The 21,997-nt window shown below is 72.3% G+C and carries 16 protein-coding genes and 1 pseudogene; 6 read left to right on the top strand and 11 right to left on the bottom strand.

Features of this window, described 5'->3' with window-relative positions:
• Nucleotides 1-409: 409 nt before the first annotated feature.
• A complete protein-coding gene (locus tag IE170_RS26780) occupies nucleotides 410-799 on the top strand; it encodes an STAS domain-containing protein (RefSeq protein WP_189812017.1) in 390 nt (129 codons plus the stop codon).
• 187 nt (nucleotides 800-986) lie between these two features.
• Here IE170_RS26780 and IE170_RS26775 read toward each other — a convergent pair whose 3' ends face one another.
• From IE170_RS26775 to IE170_RS26760, 4 genes and pseudogenes are all read right to left on the bottom strand, one after another.
• Nucleotides 987-1,484 (bottom strand): hypothetical protein, encoded by a 498-nt coding sequence (locus IE170_RS26775; protein ID WP_223855674.1) that lies wholly within the window; start codon nucleotides 1,482-1,484, stop codon nucleotides 987-989.
• Nucleotides 1,485-2,310: 826 nt separating this feature from the next.
• Entirely contained in the window at nucleotides 2,311-3,774 is a 1,464-nt protein-coding gene (locus tag IE170_RS26770) for a phosphoinositide-specific phospholipase C-related protein (RefSeq protein ID WP_189812015.1), read from the bottom strand.
• A 384-nt stretch (nucleotides 3,775-4,158) separates the two neighbouring features.
• Nucleotides 4,159-6,384, bottom strand: coding sequence for an XRE family transcriptional regulator (locus IE170_RS26765; RefSeq protein ID WP_223855675.1), 2,226 nt, complete (start codon nucleotides 6,382-6,384; stop codon nucleotides 4,159-4,161).
• 395 nt (nucleotides 6,385-6,779) lie between these two features.
• Nucleotides 6,780-7,284 (bottom strand): annotated as a pseudogene (locus IE170_RS26760) (response regulator transcription factor).
• Nucleotides 7,285-7,802: 518 nt separating this feature from the next.
• Between IE170_RS26760 and IE170_RS26755 the strand changes: the two are divergent.
• Together IE170_RS26755 and IE170_RS26750 are read left to right on the top strand one after the other, a co-directional pair.
• Nucleotides 7,803-7,958, top strand: a complete 156-nt coding sequence (locus IE170_RS26755; RefSeq protein ID WP_189812014.1) for a hypothetical protein — start codon at nucleotides 7,803-7,805, stop codon at nucleotides 7,956-7,958.
• Between the two features lie 164 nt (nucleotides 7,959-8,122).
• The gene (locus IE170_RS26750; RefSeq protein ID WP_189812013.1) at nucleotides 8,123-8,536 is read left to right on the top strand and encodes a hypothetical protein; all 414 of its coding nucleotides are present in this window, start codon (nucleotides 8,123-8,125) and stop codon (nucleotides 8,534-8,536) included.
• Nucleotides 8,537-8,684: 148 nt separating this feature from the next.
• On the opposite strand, the gene IE170_RS26745 is transcribed toward IE170_RS26750, so the two are convergent.
• From IE170_RS26745 to IE170_RS26735, 3 genes are all read right to left on the bottom strand, one after another.
• Nucleotides 8,685-9,908 carry a lipase family protein gene (locus IE170_RS26745; RefSeq protein WP_223855676.1) on the bottom strand — a complete coding sequence of 408 codons (1,224 nt, stop codon included), beginning with the start codon at nucleotides 9,906-9,908 and terminating at the stop codon, nucleotides 8,685-8,687.
• A 253-nt stretch (nucleotides 9,909-10,161) separates the two neighbouring features.
• Nucleotides 10,162-12,621, bottom strand: a complete 2,460-nt coding sequence (locus tag IE170_RS26740; protein ID WP_189812012.1) for a LuxR C-terminal-related transcriptional regulator — start codon at nucleotides 12,619-12,621, stop codon at nucleotides 10,162-10,164.
• Nucleotides 12,622-12,722: 101 nt separating this feature from the next.
• Entirely contained in the window at nucleotides 12,723-13,889 is a 1,167-nt protein-coding gene (locus IE170_RS26735) for an NAD(P)-dependent malic enzyme (protein WP_189812011.1), read from the bottom strand.
• Between the two features lie 214 nt (nucleotides 13,890-14,103).
• Between IE170_RS26735 and IE170_RS26730 the strand changes: the two genes are divergently transcribed.
• Nucleotides 14,104-15,453, top strand: coding sequence for a preATP grasp domain-containing protein (locus tag IE170_RS26730; RefSeq protein WP_189812010.1), 1,350 nt, complete (start codon nucleotides 14,104-14,106; stop codon nucleotides 15,451-15,453).
• Nucleotides 15,454-15,458: 5 nt separating this feature from the next.
• A complete protein-coding gene (locus IE170_RS26725; RefSeq protein ID WP_189812009.1) occupies nucleotides 15,459-16,676 on the top strand; it encodes an MFS transporter in 1,218 nt (405 codons plus the stop codon).
• Between the two features lie 213 nt (nucleotides 16,677-16,889).
• Here IE170_RS26725 and IE170_RS26720 read toward each other — a convergent pair whose 3' ends face one another.
• A complete protein-coding gene (locus tag IE170_RS26720; RefSeq protein ID WP_189812008.1) occupies nucleotides 16,890-17,030 on the bottom strand; it encodes a hypothetical protein in 141 nt (46 codons plus the stop codon).
• Nucleotides 17,031-17,215: 185 nt separating this feature from the next.
• Here IE170_RS26720 and IE170_RS26715 point away from each other — a divergent pair, with 185 nt between their 5' ends.
• Nucleotides 17,216-17,491, top strand: coding sequence for a hypothetical protein (locus IE170_RS26715; protein ID WP_189812007.1), 276 nt, complete (start codon nucleotides 17,216-17,218; stop codon nucleotides 17,489-17,491).
• 187 nt (nucleotides 17,492-17,678) lie between these two features.
• On the opposite strand, the gene IE170_RS26710 is transcribed toward IE170_RS26715, so the two are convergent.
• The 3 genes from IE170_RS26710 to IE170_RS26700 all read right to left on the bottom strand — a co-directional run bounded on the left by IE170_RS26710 (nucleotide 17,679) and on the right by IE170_RS26700 (nucleotide 21,447).
• Entirely contained in the window at nucleotides 17,679-18,212 is a 534-nt protein-coding gene (locus IE170_RS26710) for a GNAT family N-acetyltransferase (protein ID WP_189812006.1), read from the bottom strand.
• 313 nt (nucleotides 18,213-18,525) lie between these two features.
• A complete protein-coding gene (locus IE170_RS26705) occupies nucleotides 18,526-19,731 on the bottom strand; it encodes a serine/threonine-protein kinase (RefSeq protein WP_189812005.1) in 1,206 nt (401 codons plus the stop codon).
• A gap of 927 nt (nucleotides 19,732-20,658) precedes the next feature.
• Nucleotides 20,659-21,447, bottom strand: coding sequence for a hypothetical protein (locus IE170_RS26700; RefSeq protein ID WP_189812004.1), 789 nt, complete (start codon nucleotides 21,445-21,447; stop codon nucleotides 20,659-20,661).
• Between the last annotated feature and the right edge of the window lie 550 nt (nucleotides 21,448-21,997).

The raw sequence follows: 21,997 nt of genomic DNA, 5'->3' as shown, positions 1-21,997 counted from the left end.
TGACCCAGAGTGTGTCTTCCCGCCCGTGGTCCGCGCTCGTGCGCCCGGTCCGCACCGGGGGGTGCGAACCGCCGCCGGTGGGGGCGCTCCCGGCTGCCGCGGGAGGGCGTGGCAGCCGCCGTGGCCGCGGCGACGGCTCGGACGCGGATGCGCGTGGCGTCGTCTGCGCGGCCCTTCGGACATGCCCGTCCGCGTGCGGCCCCGGGGTGGTGGACGGTGTCCGATGTGTGCCACGCTGCGTGGACAACCAGCCTGGTCTGGTGGGAGAGCCCGCGCCGCCCTCACGGGTCATTCATGACCGGGACGCGGTACGGGTTCACCCGCTCGGCTGCAGGCGGCCCCATGCCGCCGCTCGACGCCCCCGTCTGCGGGGGCGTGATGGGCTCGACCCCCGATTGAGGGGTGGACCGTGAACGACGTCACGGTAGTGACATGTCACAACCCGCAACATGCCCGCACGGTGATCACCGTCACCGGTGACATGGACGTCCAGACGTATCCCGAACTCGAGAGGGCCTCGCAGGCCGCAGCCGCGATCCCGCTGCCCGGCCGGACACTGCAGATGGACCTGTCCGGTGTCTCCTTCATGGACTCCAGCGGCCTCAAACTCCTGCTCCTCCTGCGCAGGCGCCTTGAGGCGGCAGGCGGACACCTCACCGTGACCGGCCTCCAGCACCAACCCGCGGCTCTCCTCCTGCTGACCGAAACGCACGCCCTCCTCACCGCCGGCGCTCCTCGCGAAACTCCGGGCCACGGCAGCGCACTCCCGGCTCCCGGCCGAGGACCGGACGGCCGCTGACCCCTCCGGCAGGGCCAGGTGCCGCGCGCCGGTCCCTCGGGATCCTCGGGACGATCACGACCGGCCCGGAGGGCGGCGCCGCCCGCGGCTGTCCGAACCCGGAGACGCGGCTGCCTTCGCCCGGCGCACTCCGTGAGGGAGGCGTCGGGCGAAGGCCGGGGTTGGACGCCCGCTTCCGCGGGACGTCTCAGCTGTTCCAGGTCTCGGTGTACGAGTCCGCGACCGTGACCTTCGCCCAGGAGTTGGTGACGCGGCAGTTCCGGGACTGATGCGTGACGTACACCTGGTACTCCCGCTTCTTGATGCCGATCTTGTAGTTCACCCGCTTGCGGGCGGGCACCTCGATCATCACGGTCTTGCCCTTCGCGATGGAGACGCTGGCTTCGACGGACACGCCGAGCTTGGAGCTGATCTCCGCCGCGGCCAGATTGAGCGTGCCTCCGATCTCGCCGCTGACGCTGCCCGTCAGGCTGGCGCTCAGCTGCCCGGTGATGCTCTCGCGCGTCGTGGCGGCGCTGCGGCGGTTGTCGATGACACCCGACGCGACCACCTTGTGCCAGGTCGACGAGATCTCCGTGTACTTGCGCTTGTAGACGTTGTCACAGATCTCGGCTGCGGACGCGGGCGTCGCCGACAGGCCGATCAGCCCGCCGGCGAACACGACCGACGCGGTGGTGGATGCCATGAAAGTGCGGACAGGAGTGCCCATGTTGATTCCCCCTTGGTGTGAGGCTCCGACGTGGTCAGTGGCGGAGCGGTGCCAAAACTAGCCAGGTGCTGGTCGCCCCCACAACTTTTTTGATCGGAATCTGAGCTTGCGGAATTTGTTGCCGGTGCCGTTGGCGAAAGCGAACCAAAAGGTTGATTTTGTCGCCGGTGTGCTTGTTCGTGCGCTGGTTTCTGGTTCGGTTCGGGCGATCTGCGGGAGGCCGCGGGGACGCTGCTGCGCGGCGTGGACGGCGACCGGGTTGCGTCGGGGTCCCGGTGCGGCAGGCACGGGCGCGTGGGCGCGCGGAACAGGCTGGAGCCGCACCGGGGAGCCGTCCCGCACCTGCTTCACATCGCAAGGCGCGGGTCGGGGGAGTTCGCTGTGCGACATGAAACCCGCACCCTTCCCACGCTGTGCACGGTGAACCCGTCGCCGACGGCGATTCCCTGGTACGTTCCGGAAGTCGGCCGGCTCGGCGGATTTTGAGCGTGCGGTTCCGATGAACGGGACAGGGTGCCGAAGTCGCGTGGCATGCATTTGCATGAGAAATGTGCACTATGCTTTCTGGCTTCGCCTGGCGCGTCTCCAGCCGGATATTCCGTTCCGGCGGGCCCTGGAGGTCGGTGTCCTTTTCCAGGACCCACTGGCTGATGCGGGATGTCGTCGATCCGCTTTTCCCTGAACGCCGTCCGGGCCTGGCCGGAGCACCACCAGGGGCAGCTGATCACCGCTCCCTCCCTGCTCCGCGGCCTGTGACTGGCCGGGCCGCCAGGACGCCCCCTGCACGGCCGTCGGCCGGTCGTCAGCGGGACGGGCAGGGGGCCTGCGTGACCTTCCCGGCCTTCGCGGTCGACGTCGACGGGTCCAGGGTCAGGCACTTGCCGGTCCACTGGTTGACGAAGTAGTAGCCGCGGTCCTGTCCGCCGGCGCCCATGTTCACCGGGATGACGTTCCACAGCTGGCTGCCGGAGGACCACTTGGTCTCGCAGGGCCACCAGAAGAGCTGTGTGCCGTCGCCGGGCGGCGTGCCGTTGTTGTAGGGGACGGTCAGGCAGGAGCCGTTGCCCGCCTTGATCCAGTAGTGGCCCTTGCCGTCGTAGTCCGGCTTGGTCGCCGTCCACTGGTGGCTGCTGGGCACCGAGTCCGCACAGGCGCGCTGCGTCACCAGGCCGCCGCTGCCGTCCGGGAACTCGTCACCGCGCACCATGCAGCGGTTCGAGCCGTAGGTGCTGCGGTACTGCTTGCCGTTGACCAGCCACACCGCCGGATCGGGCGGGTAGACGTACGCGTCCTTGTTGAGCCCGGCCACGACCGAGACGGGATTGACGCCCGCGGTGTCGCTCTCCTGGAAGAAGTTGACCGCCACGAAGTTGGGTGCCCGGCCCGCGACGCCCCGGCACGTCTCGATGCGCTTCGTGAGCGCTTTCCCGTTGTGGCCCGCCGCCAGGTCCTGCGGGTTCCCCGCGTCCGAGTTGAACTGGTTCATCGTGAACAGCGGGGTCATCTTCGTGCCCGGCATGGTCCTGGTGTCGAGCGGCTTGCTCTGGCCCCGGGCGTCGCAGCCCGTCGGCGCGTTGCCCATGCCGTAGCCGTACTTGTTCTCCACCGTGTGGGTCCAGGTGTTCATCAGGGTGCCGGAGCCCACGGCCATGTCGCCGTCACTGTCCTTGAAGATCACCAGACGCTGGTTGTCGGCGACCATGTCGCGCAGCAGCGGCCAGTTGTTGTAGTAGATGCCGTACTTGTTCTGGTTGAACAGCATCTTCTCGGCACCCGTGGCGCCCAGCATGTCGGTGATCGTCTTGCCGAGGGCGTCCTGGTCGGCGTAGTTCTCCAGGAAGACCGTGACCACTTCCTGCCGGTTCTTCTGCAGGAAGTTCACGATGGTCAGCAGCGCGGACTTGAAGTCCTCGTAGCAGGCGAACTTGGTGTGGCAGAGCCGGACGGGGCCGGTGCCGGTGGAGTCGTAGGTGTCGAGCATCAGCGCGCGCACCCCGCCCTCGAGCTGCTCCTTGATGGTGCGCGACTGGCTCGGGGGGAGGGGGAATCCGTTCCAGTTGTGGGCGTAGGCGTTGTGCGTGGTCACCCACGACCACTGGTCGTAGCGGGTGTCGCCGTACTTGCCGGTGTCCGCCGCCGCCGCGCTGGTCGGCGCCGTGAGCATCGAGGCGAGGACGAGGAGCGGGAGCGCCGGCAGCGCGAACAAGCGCAGGAGGCGGGCGCGGCGGCCGGAGCCCGGGCGGGTCGCGGCACGACTGGTTGTCATCTGTCATTCCCTGGTCGAAAGCGGCAGCCGACGCCTGCGCAGAGGTCGTCGACGGGCCGGAGAGCTGAGGTTCCCCCGGGTCCGCCGCGCGGCTACTGGGGGGTGGCACAGCGCGGCGGACCTCTCCGGCGGGAGGCTGGTCAAGCCCCCGTCCGGTCGGACCCACTCAACCGCGTGGAAGCGGAGGCGGACCAGGCAGTTCCGGCCGCAGGAGTACGGGACGGCCTACTTTTGCGGGAAGGGCTCGGCGCGACCGGCCCGCCTGTACGGCACCGGGGAACACACAGGCCCGCGTACGGACCCACCGGCCATCGGAGGCTTCCGCGAGCGCCGCCGGAGGGTGCGCGGCGACGCGGGGCCGAGTGGGGGCCCCGGGCGCAGAGATCACGCCCGCGTCGTCAGCCGCGCGACCGCCGCGTCGTACCGGGCCCGAACCCCTGCATCCGCCGAGACCCGCAGCAGGACGCCGAGCGCCCGCACCGCACCGTCCTCGTATCCGGCGGACTCAGCCTCCCTTGCCGCCAGGTCGAGTTGCGCGATGCCCTCGGCCTCGTCCCCGAGCCCCAGCAGCGCCTCCCCCCTCACCATGAGCAGCAGTATCCGGGGCACGTCGGACGTGCCGGGACGATCGTCGAAGGCCAATGCCGCCGTCGCCGTGTCGAGTGCCCGGCGCCATTGCCCGGCGTCGGCCCGATGGCGGGCGAGGTGCTGCAGGGCCAGCCTCTCAAGGGTCCGGTCGCCGGCTTCGCGCGCCAGCTCCACCGCCCGCCCGCACCCCTGCGCGGCCTCGTCCAGGCCGCCGAGCGCGGCTTGCGCCATGGCCATGACGACCAGGGCGTTCGCCTCGGCCGCCGCGTCACCCGCCCGGGAGGCGAGCGCGGATGCCGCCCGCAGGTGGACCAGCGCCTCCTCGATGCGCCCTTCCTCGATCAGCACCCAGCCGAGTACGTTCAGCACCCGCGACTCGCCGTGCCGGTCGGCGTCGGCCCGCGCCGCCGCCAGCCCGGTCTCCAGGAGCGGGACCCAGCCGTCCCGCACGCGCCACACGATCAGCGGCCACAACACCATGACGATCCGCCAGGCCCTGCCGTGCAGTCCGGCGGAGTGTGCCGCGGCCACCGCCAGTGCGAGGTCGTCCCTCTCCGCCGCGTACCAGGCCACGGCGGAGGCGCGGTCGTCGAACTCCCGCACGGCGGCGGGCGGCAGGTGGTCAGCCGGCAGGGGGAAGCACTCCTCGTTGCCGGGCTCGGCCGCCGCCACCGCCGCGAGGCCCGTGGCCACGTAGTGGTCGAGGACGCGGGTGAGCGCCTCGGGCCCGACGTCCAGGCTCCGTGCGTAGAGCCGCACGAGATCGTGCATGGTCCACCGGCCCGCCGCCGTCTCCGTGACGAGGTGCGCGACGGCCAGCCGCTCCAGGCAGGCCTCGGCGGCTGCCGGGTCCGTGCCCGCCAGGGCCGCCGCCGCATACCGGTCGACGTGCGTCCCGGGGTGGCGGCCGAGGTGGGCGAACTGGCGGGCCACCTCCTGCGGGAGCTCCTGCAGCGTCACCCGCAGCGCCGCCCGCACACCGGTGTCCTCCACGTCCAGCAGACCCAGTCGGCGCGTCTCGTCGGCGAGCTCGGCGGCCATCGCCTCCAGGGACCGGCCGGGCCGTTGAGCCAGCCGTGCGGCCGCCACCCGCAGCGCGAGCGGCAGCCCGCCGCAGAGCTCGGCCAGACGTCGCGCAGCCACCGGCTCGGCGAGCACCCGTTCCTCGCCCAGGACTCCGGCGAGGAGCATCGCGGCGTCCTCCGGCCCGAGCACGTCCACGGCAACGGGCCGAGCGGTGTCGGTGACGATCAGCCCCGGCAGCCGGTGCCTGCTGGTGACGACGGTGACGCAGCGGCGGCCGCCCGGCAGGAGCGGCCTGACCTGCTCGGAGTCCCGGGCGTTGTCGAGGACCACGAGGAGCCGACGGTCGGCGGCGAGAGACCGGAACAGCGCGGCCGCGCCGTTCGCCGACTCCGGGATCCGGCCCGGCGGCACGCCGAGCGCCGCCAGGAACTCGCGCAGCACACCCATGAGGACGGGCTCGCCCGTGCCGCCGAACCCCCGCAGGTCGGCGTAGAGCCGCCCGTCGGGGAATCCGGCACGGCCCCGGTGGGCCCAGTGCAGCACGAGGGCCGTCTTCCCGACCCCGGCGGGCCCGACGACCAGGCAGACGGGCGCCTCACCCGCGGTGGCGCGGGTCAGGGCGTCGAGCTCCGCCGCCCGCCCGTGAAAGCCGCGCGGTGCCCGCGGCAGCAGATCGGGCGCACCGGTCTGCGACGCAACGGCATCCGGTGCGGCGGCAGGCGGTGGTACGTCCGCGGCGGGAGCCCTCCGGGGACGGCCCAGGCTCGCGGTGTGCTCCAACTCCCGGGCCCCGGCCTCGTCCAGGCCGAGGGCGGCGGCCAACGCCTGCACGGTCCGGCGCTGCGGTCCCCGGGAACGCCCGCGCTCCATGTACGACAGCGCCCGCACGCTCACCCCCGCAGCGTGCGCCAGCTCCTCCTGGCTCAGCCCGGCCTCCGTCCGCAGACGGAGCAGCAGCGCGGCGAAGCCGCCGGTGACCGGCGTACCGGTGTCCATGTCTGGATTTCCCCTGGTCAGTGCGGCCCAGCCGGAATGCCGTACCCCTCCCGCAAAAGTATGCACGACCTACTTTTGCAGGTGAAACGCGCTGTCCTGACCCCAGCCAGAAGGCGCCCGCAGCGAGTGCGTCCGGACCGGTTCGGAGGAGGCAGTCATCGCGCTCCGGGTCACCGCTTCCGGCGGCCGACGGGTGTCCGCGCCCATCCACGGCCACCCCGACGGCAGGGGCAGTCTCCACCGACCTCGCGTCGGTGCGCGCGGCGCCTGAAGACCGCGACGACTTTGGCCTCCGGGGCCACGACGCAGCCGACCGGCCTTCCTCGGGGCACATCAACGCTCCGCGCGTCGGCTGGGCCGCCTACCTGGTCCGACTACGCCTGCGGCAGTGAACATCAGACGGTCGGAACATCGGCGATGCGATAGCCCACCCCGGGCGTCGTCGTGATGACGGGCGGGCTGCCCAGCTTGCGGCGCAACCGGCTGATGGTGACGGTCACCGTGTTGCTGAAGGGGTCGGCGTTCTCGTCCCACACCTGTTCCAGGAGGTTCTCGGTGCTCAGGAAGCCCGGACTGGCGCGCAGCAGTGCCTCCAGGACGGCGAACTCCTTGACGGAAAGCTCCAGCGGACGGCCTTCACGCAGGGCGGTCCGGCGTACCGGGTCGAGTTCGAGGCCGCCCGCACGCAGCGCGCGGGCCGGTGATCATTTGGCAGAGCGCGTCGCCGTGAATGCCGGGCAGGTCGCGGTCGAGGACCACCACGTCGTACGCGTTCAGATCGAGCTTGGCCGCGGCGGCCAGACCGTCGTGCGCCACATCGACGGCCATCCCCTGATCCCGCAGTCCCTCGGCGACGACCTCGGCAAGCGACCGGGCGTCCTCCACGACCAGAACCCTCACCGTGTCATCCTCCCGACCCGGCTGCCGTCGGGAGTGCGGCCGCAACGTGCAGGCCGCCTTCCGGACAAGGGCGGTGTCCGCCCGGGTTCCTCCTACGCGGCGCTGGTGGTCACCGGCAGCCACGGCGTGCGGATGCAGTACGACTACCGGCACGACATCGCCGGCAGCGGCAGGGGAGTCTCGGGCGAGGCGCCGCGCTGGCTGCGGCTGACCCGGTCAGGCGACACCGTCACGGGCCACGCGTCCGCCGACGGCACGCAGTGGACCAAGGTCGGCACCGTGCGGCTGCCCGGGCTTCCCGAGACCGTGCAGGTCGGCTTGTTCGCCACCTCTCCCGGAGACCTGACCCTGTCGCGGACGGGCCTGGGCGGCGCCGCGGAACAGGTGCGCTGGACGCAGGCCGGCGGCACCTTCGACAACGTCTCCCTCAAGGGCACAGCCGCCGGGAGCTGGAGCGACGACGCCGTCGGCGAGCGGAACCGGACGGATTGGGAGAAATACCACCTGGTGTCCGGGCGGTGGAGAAGAACGGCACGATCACCGTCACCGGCACCGGCGACATCGGCCCGGTGGGCGCCGAGGACGGCGCCCACTCGGCGGAACGCACCTTGGGAGGCCTGCCCCTGGCGCTGCTCATCGTGCTCGTGGTCGGGGTGCGGTTCGCCACCGCCTGACAACGCACCGGGTCCGCGGGCGGCGCGCCGGTCACCCGCCTCCGACTCGCGGCGAAGGCGATCGTCGTCTCAGCCGTCACGTTCGTCACCGCTCTCCTCGCCATCGGCATCGTGACCCCGGCGGGCGCGGCGATCCTGAAGGGCAACGGGATCCCCGTCATCGGGTGTCCGCGCTCACCGGTGCACGGGTCGTAGTCGGTACGGCCGGCGTCCTCGCCCTCGCCGCCGTGCTCGCCCTCGCGCTCGGCTTCCTGCTGCGGCGGGCCTGGCTCGCGATCCTCGTGGCCGTCCTGGCGGTCGCAGTCCCGTACGTCGTGACCTCCGTCCCACTGCTGGCCGACGGGCTGTCCCAGTGGCTATTGCGGGCCACCCCGGCCGCCGGCTTCGCCGTCCGGCAGACCCTCGTCGAACATCCGCAGACCGTCGCACACTACGCCCCCTCCGCCGGATACTTCCCGCTTCCGTGGTGGGCCGGGATCGCAGCGCTGTGTGCATACACGGCGATGCTCCTGGGTCTTGCTCTGCACCGCCTGTCGCAAAGCGACGGGCGGGCCGGCCGACTGACCGACTGGAGGTGACCCCCGGCACTGCGGAGCGTGCATGAGAGCCGCCAGTGCAGGCCCCGGCCGGTCGTGTCAGTCGGCAGGATCGGCCGGTTCGGTCCTACTGGTGCACGGGTCGGGCCGCCGCTCTCGCGGGCGGTTCGAACCCGTGCGCTGTGGCGGATCAGCAGGGCAGCCGGTTCAGCAGCCAGCTGCCGAGTTCCTGGGTGAGGGCGGTGTGCGTCGTAGTGTCCGAGGAGCACCTGAACTCGTCGACCTCGCTCTCCTCCGGGTCCAGCTGGTAGATGTTCGCGTAGAGGTCTTTGTGCTGGTCGAGGTCGCGGATCGCGACCGCGCTGACGGAGGGGACGAAGCAGACGCTCCCGTGCCGCAGGTCGGTCGTGGCGCCGGCCTTCTCCAGCGCGTCGGCGATGATGCCGTAGGAGCGGAGGGTGCCGCCCGGGGCGCCGTCGAGTTCAGGGAACTCCCTCGTCTTGATCGTCCTCTGGGACGGGGGGAACCACCGCCTCAGTTCGGCGACGGTGATGTCCTCGCCCTGGGCCTGGGTGTAGAAGGTCGTGTCGGGGTACACCCGCCCGATCTTCAGCGCCCTCATGCCGGGCGGGATCTGCAGACCCGTGCCGTCGCCGCGGCCGTTGGCGACCGCGATCTTCCTGGGGTTGCTCGGCCAGTTGCCGACCTGTGTCAGGGCCTGGAGGAACCGGGTGCGCTCGGGGGCGATGTCGATCTTCCTGGTGTTCGGGTCGTAATGCCGCCAGAGCATCTGCCGGGCGGCCGGGCTGTTCATCTGCCGGGCGAAGGGACTGTTCGACCAGGGGGCGAAGTGCGCGAACGCCTGGAGGGCGATGGGCACGACGGCGCCGCGGTGCGGGGTGTCGTAGGAGAAGTACAGGGCGGCGCGGTGCTCGAACCCCTGCTGTTCCATCTTGGCCAGTGCGTAGCGGGCGACCAGGCCGCCCATGCCGAAGCCGCCCACGGTCAGCGCAGCGCCGCCCGACTGCAGGGTGTTGGCCTGCACGATGGCGCCCATGACGGCTTCGGCGTTGTCGAGCATGGAGGCGGACCGCTCCTCGTAGCCGACGAGGATGGCGTCGCGGCCCTGGCTGCGCAGCTCCGTCAGGAAGGGAAAGTCGCGGTCGAGCCCGGAGTGCAGCCACTTCAGATTGCTCTTGCCGAGGCTGAAGCCATCGGCAATGATCACCGGCCGGGTGACGTCCTCGTTGCCCTCGCCGAGGAAGACGTGTGCGAAACCGTTCGGCAGAATCCACTCCTGGTCCGGCTCCGGGACCGGATACGCCGGCCCGGCCGGCGGCTCGGCGCTCACGGGCGTGGCGAGGATGACGTCCCCGAAGCCCCGCTCGGACCGGCCCTGATCAAAATCGGACAAGGTTGTCTCCTTCCGTGCGCGCGCATGGCACAGCAGCCCACCGCGAAGGTGGGCTGGGGAACTGCGAGCGGCGCCAGACAGCACCATCGTCAGCAGTACGGTTTGCCGACCGGCCACGACATACCGGGGTCTTCATCCATTGGAGGGATCCGCGGCCCGAGCGCCGCGGCTTGGCAGCGGCCGCCGTCCTGCCCTCGGCAAGGCCGAGGAGGCTTGACGTCACCCTCCTTGGGTCCGCAGGCTTGACCGCCTTTCAGGGAGCGAGCAGACGGCGAGGTGCCGACAGGGCGAGCCTGGCCAGTTCGACGCGGGAGTGGATGCCCAGCTTCGCGTAGATCCTGCGCAGGTAGTAGTTCACGGTGTGCGGGGAGAGGTGGACCGCGCTGGCCACCTCGCCGTTGGTCAGGCCGTCCGCCACGAGCGCGGCGATCGTGCGCTCCGTGCCGCCGAGTTCCTCCCAGCCGGCCACCGCCGCCCCCGCACGGACCGGCTCGGGGGCGTCGACCACGGCATAGCGGCCCGCGTGCTCCCGCACCAGCCAGGACCGGCCGCGCCCCGCGGCGGAGGTGCCGCGCGCCCCGAGCAGGGTCCGCAGGTCCGAGGCCGCGCAGGCGCGCGCCCAGGCGTCGGTGTGCTCGGCGGCGGCCCGGGTCAGACCGTCCGGGTCGCATTCGAACAGGGCGCGGGCGTGCAGGGCCGCCGTCCGCAAGGAGGGGGAGTCGGGGTCGGCCGCAGCCAGGAGCTCTGCGGTACGCAGGGCGGCCTGCCCCGGCTCCGGGTTCCCGGCCGTACGGGAGAAGCGGACGAACCAGGCGGCTGCGCCCGGTTCCGCCAGGTGGAGCGTACGCAGCGACGGCAGGTGCCTCCCGGCACCGGTCAGCAGAGCGGTCGCGGCCAGGTGTTCGCCCTGCGCGTGCGCCACGACGAGCTCCAGCCACGCGGCCGGTACGGGCGCCAGCTCCGTCACCTCCGGCCCGAACTCCCGCAGCCGCCCGAGCTGCACCGCGGCGCCGGCGGCGTCACCGCGGCGCAGCGCCACCCGGCACAGGGTGGACCGGGCCCAGGCCCGCAGGGTCGCCGGCCCCCCGCCGGCGGCCGCCTCCAGGGCGTCGAGGGCGGTGAGGGCGGCGTGCTCGGCCTCCGCTGACTCCCCGGCACGCTCGTGGGCCTCGGCCCGTACGAGCTCGGCCGCCGGCCGGAAGACGCCGAGGGGGCCGGCGGGCGTGTCCTCGAGGACGCGGGCGATCAGCGCGCGGGCGGCGTCCGGCTCACCCGCGCAGACCAGCCGCCGGGCGTGCGCCACCCGCGGGTACGCGCGCTCGGCGGCGGTGTCGGGGGTGAGGGGCTGCTCGACCGCCGCCGCGCCCGACCGCAGCGCCTCGCTCACCCTGCCCTCGCTCCAGCGCAGCCCGGCCAGGGCGGTGGCGGCGGCGCGTCGGGCCTCGGGACCGCCGTCGCGGAGGCTGTCGATCGCCGCCAGGGCCTGCTCCGCGCCGACCGGGCCGAAGCCGCCGGGGGCACCGCCCGTACCCACCATCACCAGGTCCAGGACCACCCGGCGCAGCGTGGTCACCTCGCTGCCGGGCAGCGGCCCGTTCAGTGCGCTGCGGGCGAGCAGCAGGGCGGACTCGACGTATCCCGAGCCCAGCAGCGTCGCCAGGGCGCCCGTCACGCCCGCCCCGCCGTCCGCCGGGCTGCCCGGCTTGGCCCGCGCGGCGCCCTGACGGCCGAGCGAGGCGAGGTCGCGGGCGGGGAGGTCGTGCCCCGGGGCGAGCCGGCGCGCCTCCTGGTGCAGGGTGGAGCGCACACTGGGCGGTATCGCCTCGAACACGGCACGCCACAGCAGCGGCTGCTGGAAGGTGACTCCTTCGTCGGTGAGCCGCAGGACCCCCGCGGCCAGGGTTTCGTCGAGGGCGGGGAGCAGGGCCGCGGTACCCGTGCCGAGCATGGCGGCGGCCTGGGAGAGCTGGAAGGTGCGGCCCAGCACGGTGCCGACCCGCAGGAGTTGGGCGGATTCCCGGGACAGCCGGCGCAGCAGGCCGGCCACCGCCGCCTGGACCCGGGACGGCAGCCTGCCCGGTGTCAGCCGCACCAGCTCCCCGTCGGGCCCGATCCGGCCCTCCTCGCGCAGGCCCTCCAGCAGTTCGACGATCAGCCTCGGATTGCCGTTGGCGCAGGCCGCCACGTCCAGCACGGCCTGCTGCGGCGCCACGGCGAGGAGGTCGGCGACGAGTTTCCGTACCGCCTCCTCCTCCAGCGGCGCCAGCTCCAGACCGGCGATCGGCGGCCCCCCGGCGTCCTCCCACGAGCTCTCCCCCGCCGGGTCGAGCCCCCCGGTGCTCGCGCTGCGCGCCAGCAGGACGGGGACGGGGGGACGGGCCGCCGGGCCCGTGGAGCGGAGGAGGTCGAACAGGGTGTCGGCGGATCCCGGCTCGGCGTCGTCGACCACGACCAGCGGCGGGGGGCCGGCCGACGCCACCGCCTCGCGCAGGGCGGCACCGGCACTGCCGCGCAGCTCCGAGGCGTGGTGCTGGTGGACGGTGAACCCCCGGCGCCGTGCGTGGCGCGCCGCGTCGAGCAGCAGCCGGCTCTTGCCGACGCCGGCCTGACCCCCCACGACGAGGAGCTCGGGGTGTCCGTGCGCCGCTCTGTCCAGGAAGCCGCCCAGCCGCCGGAGTTCCCTCTCACGTCCGTATAACGCCGGCGCAGACATACGTTCTCTCCCTGAGCACCCCGGCCCACCGCCTTCCGGTCGACCGACCGGTATTGCACCACGGCAGAGACGGAGAACGTCAGGTCGTGCGAGCGGAAGTATCAACTCCCCTGGGCGGCGGCGCGGACCGCGGCGGCGACGGCCGGCGTCACACGCGGGTCCAGGGAGTGCGGGACGATCCGGTCCGCGGCCAGGTCGGGGGCGGCGACCGCGGCGATCGCCTCGGCGGCGGCGAGCTTCATGTGTTCGGTGATGCGGGTGGCTCCGGCGTCCAGCGCGCCGAGGTAGATGCCCGGTGAGGCGAGGGTGTTGATGACCTGGTTGGGGTGGTCGCTGCCCCCGGTGCCGACCACCGCGGCGTGCCGGGCGGCCAGCTCGGGGTGGATCTCCGGTTCGGGGCTGGACAGCGCGAGGACCACCGGGTCCGGGGCCATGGAGGCGATCCACTCGGGCGCGACACGCGCCCCGGACACGCCGACGAACACGTCGGCTCCGAGCAGCGCCTCGGCCGGGCCGCCGTGCACGCGCCGGGGATTGGTCAGCGCGGCGAGCTCCGCCTTGACCGGGTTCATGCCCGCGCGGCCGGGGACGAGGATGCCCCGGGAGTCGAGCACGGTGACATCCGTGACTCCCGCGCTCAGCAGGATCCGGGCGCAGGCCACGCCCGCGGCCCCGGCTCCGTACACCACCACCCGGCGGGTGTGCAAGGGCCGCCCCAGGACGGTGGCGGCCCCCCTCAGGGCGGCGAGTACGGCGATGGCGGTGCCGTGCTGGTCGTCGTGCATCACCGGGCAGTCCAGCGCCTCGGTGAGCCGCGCCTCCACCTCGAAGCAGCGGGGCGCCGCGATGTCCTCCAGGCTGACCGCCCCGAACGAGTGGCGCAGCCTGACGACGGTGTCCACGATCTCGTCCACGTCCGTCGTGGACAGCACGAGGGGGATGGCGTTGAGACCGGCGAACTTCTTGAGCGCCGCCGCCTTGCCCTCCATCACCGGCAGCGCCGCGAGCGGGCCGACGTCGCCGAGGCCGAGTACGGCGGTGCCGTCGGTGACCACGGCCACGAGGCGTCCGGCCCAGGTGTAGCGGGCGGCGAGTGCGGCATCGGTCGCTATCGCCTCGCTCATCCTGGCCACGCCCGGCGTGTAGGCAAGCGAAAGGGACCGCGCGTCGCCGAATTCGGTGGTGACCTCCACGGCCAGTTTTCCGCCGGTGTGGGCGGCGAATACCTCGGCATCGGTAACGGGCTTTTCAATCGTCGTCGTGATCATGCGCAAAAGGATAGGCAGCGCACCGCGGAAGGGGCACTACCCGCCCGAGTAGTCCTGCCCACGGCCCCCTTCCTACTCGGCCGGGTAGTGGCCGCCGAAGGACGCCGCCACCAGCATGGTGAGGGCCCGGCCCCGTACGGCCCGGCCCCGCGGGCCCTTTCACCCCGCCGCCTTCCCATCGATGTCCGCCCCCGAGGAAACAAGAGATCCCACCATGGCAACCCTGATCATCAGCAACCAGCGCACCGAGGAAATGGTAGGAGACCTCGATTCGCTCACGCCGGAATACCGCCGCTACGTCGGCAACCAGGCCCAGCGGATGGCCTGGTGCCTGAGCGAGGGGGACGTCCTCGTCCTGCCGACGGCACCGGACGAGGAATTCCTGCGCCATGTGACCGGGCAGCTGGGCATCGACCGGGATGCGGTACGTGTGCTCGTGCCCCCGCCGGGGCGGTACGGCGAGGGCGTGCTCTCCCGCGACCGGCTGTGCGGGGAGGCGTTCGTGGGGGAGTTGCGCGAGGCGGTCGCCGCCCACGGGGTCGACCAGGTCCTGCCGTTCCACTTCGACAGCTCGGTGGCCGTCCTGGTGCGCGCCCTCGGCCTGGACGGCGTCACGGCCGGCTTCGGCTTCCTGGACCAGAGCGGCGGCCGCCTCCTCAACAGCAAGGCCACCTTCCGGGCCATCGCCGGAGGCGTCGGCGCCCCGGTCCCGGAGGGCGGGGTGTTCACCGCCCAGGAGGACGCGGCCCGGTTCCTGTGGGAGCGGTTCCTGTCCCGGGGACTGCCCGCCATCCTCAAGCAGGACTTCCACGTGGCCGGCTTCGGCAACGAGATCGTCAGCCCGGTCGCCGGGGTGGATCCGCTCGGCGCGCAGCGGACCGTGGTCGCCGCCGACCGCGAGGAGCTGGAGAAGTACCTGACCGACCGCTGGCCGTGGCTGACCGACGGGGGCCGGGGCAGCGTCGTCGTCGAGCACTACGTCCCCGGATCGGTCCCGGTCTACGCGGAACTGCGCGTGGAGGAGCACGGGGTGGAGTTCACCGGGCACGGCGAGATGCGGATGAAGCCCGTCCTCAACGGGCTGATCGTGCCCGCCCCCTCGGCCTCGGCCGACTCGGTGGACTTCACCGGCTTCCTGGAGGCGGCGGCCCGGTTGTGCGAGCCGCTGCACGCCATGGGCTACCGGGGCATCGTCAGCGTGGACGCCATCGTCACCCCTGACCGGGACATCCTCGTCAACGAGTTCAACTGCCGCACCGGCGGGTCCACCCACATCCACCGGATCGGCGAACGCGTCGTGGGCGGCGACTACTTCACCGACCGGGTGCTGGTCGAGCTCCGGCGCTGCACCTTCCCGCCCTTCGCGCGGACGGTGCGCTCGCTGGAGGAGGCCGGACTCGCCTACGACCCGGCCACCCGTACCGGCGTACTGATCACGGTGGACGACAACGGCCCGGGCGGCGGCTTCGGCGAGTACTGCGTGGTCGGGGAGACCCTGGCGCACGCCGAGGAGCTCGAAGAGCGGGTGGCGCGGCTGTTCGCCGGCCTGGGCGCGGAGGGCTGAGCGCCATGGCCGCCGAACGCTCCGGCTACCGGGCGCTCATCACCCGGGACCTGCTGCTCTGGTCGCTGGCCGCACTGGCCGGCAAGGCCCCCGTGGCCATGGCGCCCCTGGCGCTGGTCTTCCTCAGCCGCGGGACTGCGGGGGGCTACGCGCTCGGCGCCACGCTGGCCTCCGCGTACGTCCTGGGGGAGGTGGTGTGCGCGCCGCTGCTCGGCGCCCGCCTCGCGCGCAGGCCGATGCGCCGGGAGCTGAGCGCGGGACTGCTGGTCGGGGCCGCCGCCTTCGCCGCGCTGCCGCTGGCCGGGGACGCCCCCGCCCCCGTCCTGCTCGCCCTCGCGTTCGTCGCGGGCGGAGCCCCGGCCGCCTGCCCCGGCGGCGTCCGGTCGCTGCTGACGCGCCTGGTCCCGGAGGAGTCCGTACCGCGCGCGCTCAGCGCCGAGGCCGTACTCACCCAGATCACCTGGGCGGCCGCGCCCGCCGTCGTGGTGCTCCTCGCCCTGCAGGTCTTCCCCGGGGCACCGCTGGTCCTGGCCGCGGTGCTCGCCGCGGCAGCGTGCCCCCTGCTCCTGCTGCTGCCGGAGCCCGCGGCCGCCGCGCCCGGGAAGGGGCACACCGGCCGCCCGATGACGCGGACCCTGCTGGCGGGCTGGCCGGTCTACCTGACGAGCGCAGCCGCCATGGCGATGCTGGCCACCGCCGAACTGGTCCTGCCCGCCCTGCTGGAGGACCGCGGTATCGCCCTCGGCTGGTCGGGGATCCTGCTCGCCGGGTTCGCGCTGGCCAGCGCACTCGGGGCGTTCTGCTACGGGTTGCGCACCTGGCCCGGCGGGGTAAGGGTGCAGAGCCTGGTCCTGCTCGCCGCGACGGCCGGCTGCGTCGCCCTGGTCACGGTGCTGCCGGGTCTCCCCGGGATCGCGGTCGCCCTCGCGGCGGCGGGGGTGCTCCAGTCCGGGGTGATGGTGTCGCGCAGCCTCAGCCTGCGCGACCGCCTGCCCGAACACGCCCACGCCGCCGGGTACTCGATGATGTACGCCGTCCAGGGCGCCGGATACAGCCTGACGGCTTCGCTGTCGGCGCTGGTCCTGCGGGTGGCCGACGCCTCCACCGCCATCCTCGGCGGGGTGGTGGTCGCCGTGGTGATCACCGCGGTGAGCGCCCTGGCCGAACGGAGGCCCACCCGTGTCGGCCGGCCCCTCGGGGCAGGGCAGGACGCACCCGTGTGAGACGCCACCGCTCCGACCCGGCTCCGCGGCCCGCACCGTCCAGGCGGTGCCCGGCGGAAGCCGGGCCACCGGGCGGGCGCCGCGGAGCGTCCGCTCTTTGGCCCGCACAGCGGCTCTTCTCGCCGGACGACGGCCCACTCGACGGCTCCGAGCCGGGCAGCGCGGGAGGCGGCGCCGCAGGAGCGCGGCCCTCTCGGGACCTGCTGACCCCTCCTATCGGTCGTCGACCGAGGCGAGGTGGCGCCTCAGTTCCGTGGCGATCTCCTCGTTGCCGCCTACGGCCGGCAGGAGCCGTGGCTCCTGTTCGCCGTTGGCCACGGCGGGGCTGCTGGCGAAGCGCACCGGATACGGCACCGGGACGGAGGAGAACCGCAGCCACCGGGCGACGGCACGCAGATGACGGGGTCATGGGCGAGTGGGATGATCGGGATGTGGGAACTCCCCGTCCTTCGTTCCGTCGCCGCCTCCTGATCGAGGCGCTCAGGGTAGTGGCGGCACCTGCGCGGGTCCAGACGGAGTGGCTGGAGGAGCACGGTGTCGTGACGGACGAGATCGCCCTCGGCTTCGATGATGCATTGCGTCTGGCCGACCGCTTGGTGGAAGAAGGATTCCTCCACCGTGACTCCCTGCCCGAGCTCCGGCTGATCGATTCGATCTTCCATGAGATGAGCGGCGACGACTCCACGGATCGGTGGACGACTGCGGCTCTGAGCACCGACGCGGGGTGGGGCCGTGCCCGCACGCTGGCCCGTCAGGCTCTCGCCCGTGAAGGCGCGAACGCGTCGCCACTGCCCCACATCTGTGTCGTCCGATAGACGGCTCGACGGATCAGCCCATCACCACCCGTGCGGTGATGCCGCCCTCGGGGCAGGCGACAGCTGGTGAACGAGCTGGTCGACACGGCGCCGAGCTCTAATCCGGGTCCTGCCGAACCCGCGGAAGGGGGGACCTGTCGCCAGGCGGCACTGCACGGATTCGTCCGCAAGGTCAAACGTCGGGGTGTCAGAGCGGTCTTGTGGTGAACAAGGTGGTCCCGTGTACCGCGTCCACTTCCTTCCGGTCGGTCTCGATGAACCCGACCTTGGCCAGCACTCTGCGAGAAGCGGTGTTCCAGTCCCAGACGGTGGCCCACAGACGTTCGTACCCAGACGACCGCGCCCATTCCAGAACCGCCAGCGAGGCCTCGGTCGCATACCCCTGACGCCAAACTCGGCGCAGCAGCTCGAACGCCAGTTCCGGTTCCCCCGCCGATCCGCGCCCGCTGTCGACCAGCCCGCAATACCCGATGACGTCACGAGACGCCTTCCGTTCGACCGCCAGCAACCCGGTCGACCACACCTTGTGTGTGCGGATCGAATCCTCCAGCTCCGCGACCGTGGGGCGTCCGTCCCTGTCGATCCGGCGGTGCGGCGGCACTCGTGGATCACGCTCGGTCCACAGTTCACGCTGGACGACAGCCTCGTCCACCCGCCACGGTCTGAGCAGCAGCCGACTCGTCTCGAGTAAAACCTCACTGCCCGGCAAGCCAACAGTCATGACCCAACCGTCTCACGTCCGAACGAGTTGCCGTGTGAAGGGGCTTGCGCCGATCGGAGCGCTCCATACGCAAGACACCTGAGCGTCGCCTGGGGCCGGGGCACTTCCCGGTGGGACACGCTGACCCGTTGCGCAGACATCCGCTTCGCGGCCACGGCAGTGCCATCACGTTCCTCAACATCTCCGAACCTTGCCTGCCCGCCCTCACGGACACGGCCGGTATGGCTGCGGGGCCTGCCGTTTCGACGAACAACCCCGATGCGGTATCCGCACAGGCTCGCCAAGCCCACGGCCCGACGCCCCCCGTACGCGTTCACAGCCCGGATGAAGACATGAACGCAGCCACGATGCCGGTCGTGAGGAAGAGCACCACTCCTCCGTGCAGGGCTATCGTGACAAAGGCCTTGGCCTTGTCGATCCTGCTGAGTGGCCTGCGACGCCGGGCAACGGCCGAGCACGACACCCACAGCCCCGGCACGCCGACGACGAAGCCGCCGAGGACCACGGGTACCACCAGCCAGTCCCATTCCGCCTGAGCCAACAGCACCCAGGCGAGCAGGACGAGCGCCTGGGCGAGGTGCAGCCGGCGTGCCCGGGACAGCGGACTGCGGGGGGCCGCGGCCAGCGGCGGCCGAGTGGGCCGCGGCGGTACGAAGCCGGGCTGGCGCGCCGACCCCGTGGGGGCGTGCCCCTGCAGCGCGGCGCGCATGGACGCTGCGTCCGGGTAGCGCTGGGCCGGGTCCTTCGCCAGAGCACGCGCCACCACGGCCTCCACTGCCGGCCCGGCCGCGATGCCCATGGAGGCGAGGGTGGGCGGGGGAGCGGTGAGGTGCAGGTAGCCGATCGCGTAGCCGGAGTCCGCCTCGAACGGCAGCCGTCCGGTGATCATCTGGAACAGCATCACACCGACCGAGTAGAGATCGGACCGGCCGTCGATGTCGGGGCGGCCCAGCACCTGCTCGGGCGACATGAAGCACGGGGTGCCGACCAGCACCCCGGTACGCGTGAGGGCGGTCCCGACGCCCTCGGCGGCCCGCGCGATGCCGAAGTCCGCGACCTTGGCCGTCCCGTCCGCCGCCAACAGCACGTTCCCCGGCTTGATGTCGCGGTGGACCAGCCCGTGCGCATGGGCGACGGCGAGCCCGGCCAGCACCTGCGAGGCGAGACCGAGAGCCTGCGCCACCGGCACGGGGCGCCCTGCGCCGAGCAGCTCAGCGAGGCTGCCGCCCTGAATGAGTTCCATCACGATGTACGGGACGGGCTCGTCCCCCGTGTCGTGGACGGCCACCACGTGCGGATGGTTGAGAGCGGCCATGGCCTGCGCCTCACGCCGGAACCGGGCCGGATATCCCCCGTCGAACGACAGTCCGGGCCGCATCGCCTTGAGGGCGACCATCCGGGCCAACTTCGTGTCACACGCCCGGTAGACGTCGGCCATGCCGCCGCTGCCGAGCTTCTCCTCGATCCGGTAGCGGCGGCCACCGGCCAGCACCGATCCGGGTCCCAACGTGTCCCCCACGGGGCCGAGCATGGCACAGGCCGCCCACGCAGACGGGCAGTTCCGCCATTGTCCCGGAGGTGCCCCCGCGGCTTCGGAACGGCCAGACGCCGCCAGGGTCGCTCAGAGTGCACTGCCACCCGCCGGCGTCCACGCACGCGGCTGGTGCCGTTGGTCATTGGATGAGGCGCGCCCATCAGGGCGGTTGGTGGTGTGCGTCGGCCGGCAGGCACGCCATATGGCTGGTCGCAAGGATGACACTGGGCGGGGCACTGCCGCTGCCCACGCGATCCGAGCGGCCGACGAGAGACGAGGTGCCCGGCGTGGCGGAGGGCGCGAGGGATCCGGAGAGCGCGGAACGGACGGCAGCGGTTCCGTCGAACACGGGGGTTATCACAAGAAGCTGAAGCGGACGCTCGGCTCCTTCCAGGTGTTCACGATCTCGTTCGCCTTCATCTCGGTGCCGGTCGGCATCCTCGGCACCTACGACGAGGTGCTGCGCACCGCGGGGCCGGTGGGGGTCTGGCTGTGGCCGGCCGCGGGAGCGGGGCAGGTCCTGGTGGCGCTGGTGTCGCGCAGTTCACGGCCCGTATCCCGCTCAGCGGCTCCTCGTACCCGTGGGCCTCGCGGCTGGCCACGCCGAAGGTCGGCTGGGGTTCGGCCGGCTGTCCTTCTGCTTCCTGGCGGTCTCCTTGGTGGCCGTCGCCAGCGCACTGGCGAGCCCCGCGGCGAGGGTGATGCCGCGCCCGTGACGTCTCGTGGATGAGGCATGGACACCACAGGTGTTGGCCTGTGGCTTGCCCTGCCGGTGAGGGTCTGGATTGCGGCGAGGGCCGACGACCGGGCCGCCGTCCGCGGCCGGGCGGCCTGGCGCCGGGGCGGCGGCGAACAGCCGACCGGTGACCGGATGGTGGAAAGGATTGGGTGGATACGGGGTGGCTCCTGGCGTTACTCCGCAGGCGTGATCCGCCAGGTTCCCAGTCGTACGTCGAGCGTGGCGGTGAGGTCTGCTTGCGGGAACGGGACGCCCAGCCGCCACGGGTCCGGCAGGGCAGCCAGTCCGATGGCGACCAGATCCTCAGCGACGTGGGACAGGACCCCCGTCCAGTGAGGGGCGGTACCGATCAGCTGTTCGGGCAGCCAGGGCTCGGGCTCGGGAACGCGTGCGAAGGGCTCCTCGGTGAGTTCGGCGAGGGCGGAGCCGGCCAGCAGGGCCAGGAGCCGCGCCAGGACCGCTGCGGGCAGGGCGGGGTCGCGGGTTTCCAACATCATGTAGCAGTCGTCGTGGCCCGAGAACCAGACCCAGGAGTCTCCCAGGCGGCTCAGGAGCGATTCATCGATGCCGGTCGTGCCGAGCACGAGGGCGAGCTCGTCGAGCTGCTCCGGGGTCACATCGGCGGACACGTCGATCAGAGTCAGTTCGTAGGGCGACCAGGTGCCGTCGAGCAGACGGGGCAGGAGGTCGCGATCCAGCACCAGGAACTCCTCCCCGAGTCCGTTCGTGCCGGAGGCCCAGTCTCCGAGGTCGTGGACCGTGCACGGCACGTCGAGCTCGGCCGCGATCAGCGCGGGCTGCAGCGGATGCCAGTCCTCATCCAGGTAGGAGTTGGTCTCCAGCGACACCACTGCGACCGCGTCGTTCGCCACGGCCACGAGTAGGTCGACCAGCTCGCCCGCCTGGGCCGCACCGGCGGAGACCCGCCACAGCCCCTCGGCCTCGCGGACACTGAAGCTCAAGGGGAATGGCCGGCGCTCCACGCCGACACTGTTCACACTGAACGCGCCCTGCCGTCCTACCTCGATCACTGCCCCACCCTGAAGAAACCACCGGCCGGCCTGCCCTGCCCACATGCGTCAATCATCGGCGGTCAGCAGGGCCGACCTGCCACGGCAGGCCACCCTCGATGCGGGCGGCGTCCTGGAACCGCGGCCGCCGGTACCTGACACTGTGGTTGGCCGGAGAGGCCAACCACCGCGCTCTGTCGCGCTCACGCGTTCCTCCGAAGAAGCCTCGGCCCGGCCTGGGGGTCCAACGGGCCCGTGGGGCTCCGCCGGCGGCGATGTCGTCGTCCGCTTCCAGGCTCATGCTTGGTCGGCGAAGTTGCCGCACACTCGGCGCAGCGAGGATCTCGTCGAGATCGACGCGCCAGGTCAGGCCAGGCCACAGCCGTGATCGGCTCTCACGACCCATCCACAGCACCCAACAGGTCTCGCCGAGGTCGGCGAGGAACCGGCGGCCCGGCTGGATGTTGCGCAGGCCTGGACGACCGGGACGGACCGAAGACGT

Source organism: Streptomyces toxytricini, from assembly GCF_014649915.1.
GTDB lineage: Bacteria > Actinomycetota > Actinomycetes > Streptomycetales > Streptomycetaceae > Streptomyces > Streptomyces toxytricini.
This window is presented reverse-complemented; position numbering and strand designations above follow the sequence as displayed.

Coding starts and splice junctions, on each gene's coding strand:
- IE170_RS26710 (WP_189812006.1), bottom strand. CDS start 18,212: ATGACTGTTGGCTTGCCGGGCAGTGAGGTTTTACTCGAGACGAGTCGG.
- IE170_RS26765 (WP_223855675.1), bottom strand. CDS start 6,384: ATGGACACCGGTACGCCGGTCACCGGCGGCTTCGCCGCGCTGCTGCTC.
- IE170_RS26740 (WP_189812012.1), bottom strand. CDS start 12,621: ATGTCTGCGCCGGCGTTATACGGACGTGAGAGGGAACTCCGGCGGCTG.
- IE170_RS26730 (WP_189812010.1), top strand. CDS start 14,104: ATGGCAACCCTGATCATCAGCAACCAGCGCACCGAGGAAATGGTAGGA.
- IE170_RS26735 (WP_189812011.1), bottom strand. CDS start 13,889: ATGATCACGACGACGATTGAAAAGCCCGTTACCGATGCCGAGGTATTC.
- IE170_RS26770 (WP_189812015.1), bottom strand. CDS start 3,774: ATGACAACCAGTCGTGCCGCGACCCGCCCGGGCTCCGGCCGCCGCGCC.
- IE170_RS26725 (WP_189812009.1), top strand. CDS start 15,459: ATGGCCGCCGAACGCTCCGGCTACCGGGCGCTCATCACCCGGGACCTG.
- IE170_RS26775 (WP_223855674.1), bottom strand. CDS start 1,484: ATGGCATCCACCACCGCGTCGGTCGTGTTCGCCGGCGGGCTGATCGGC.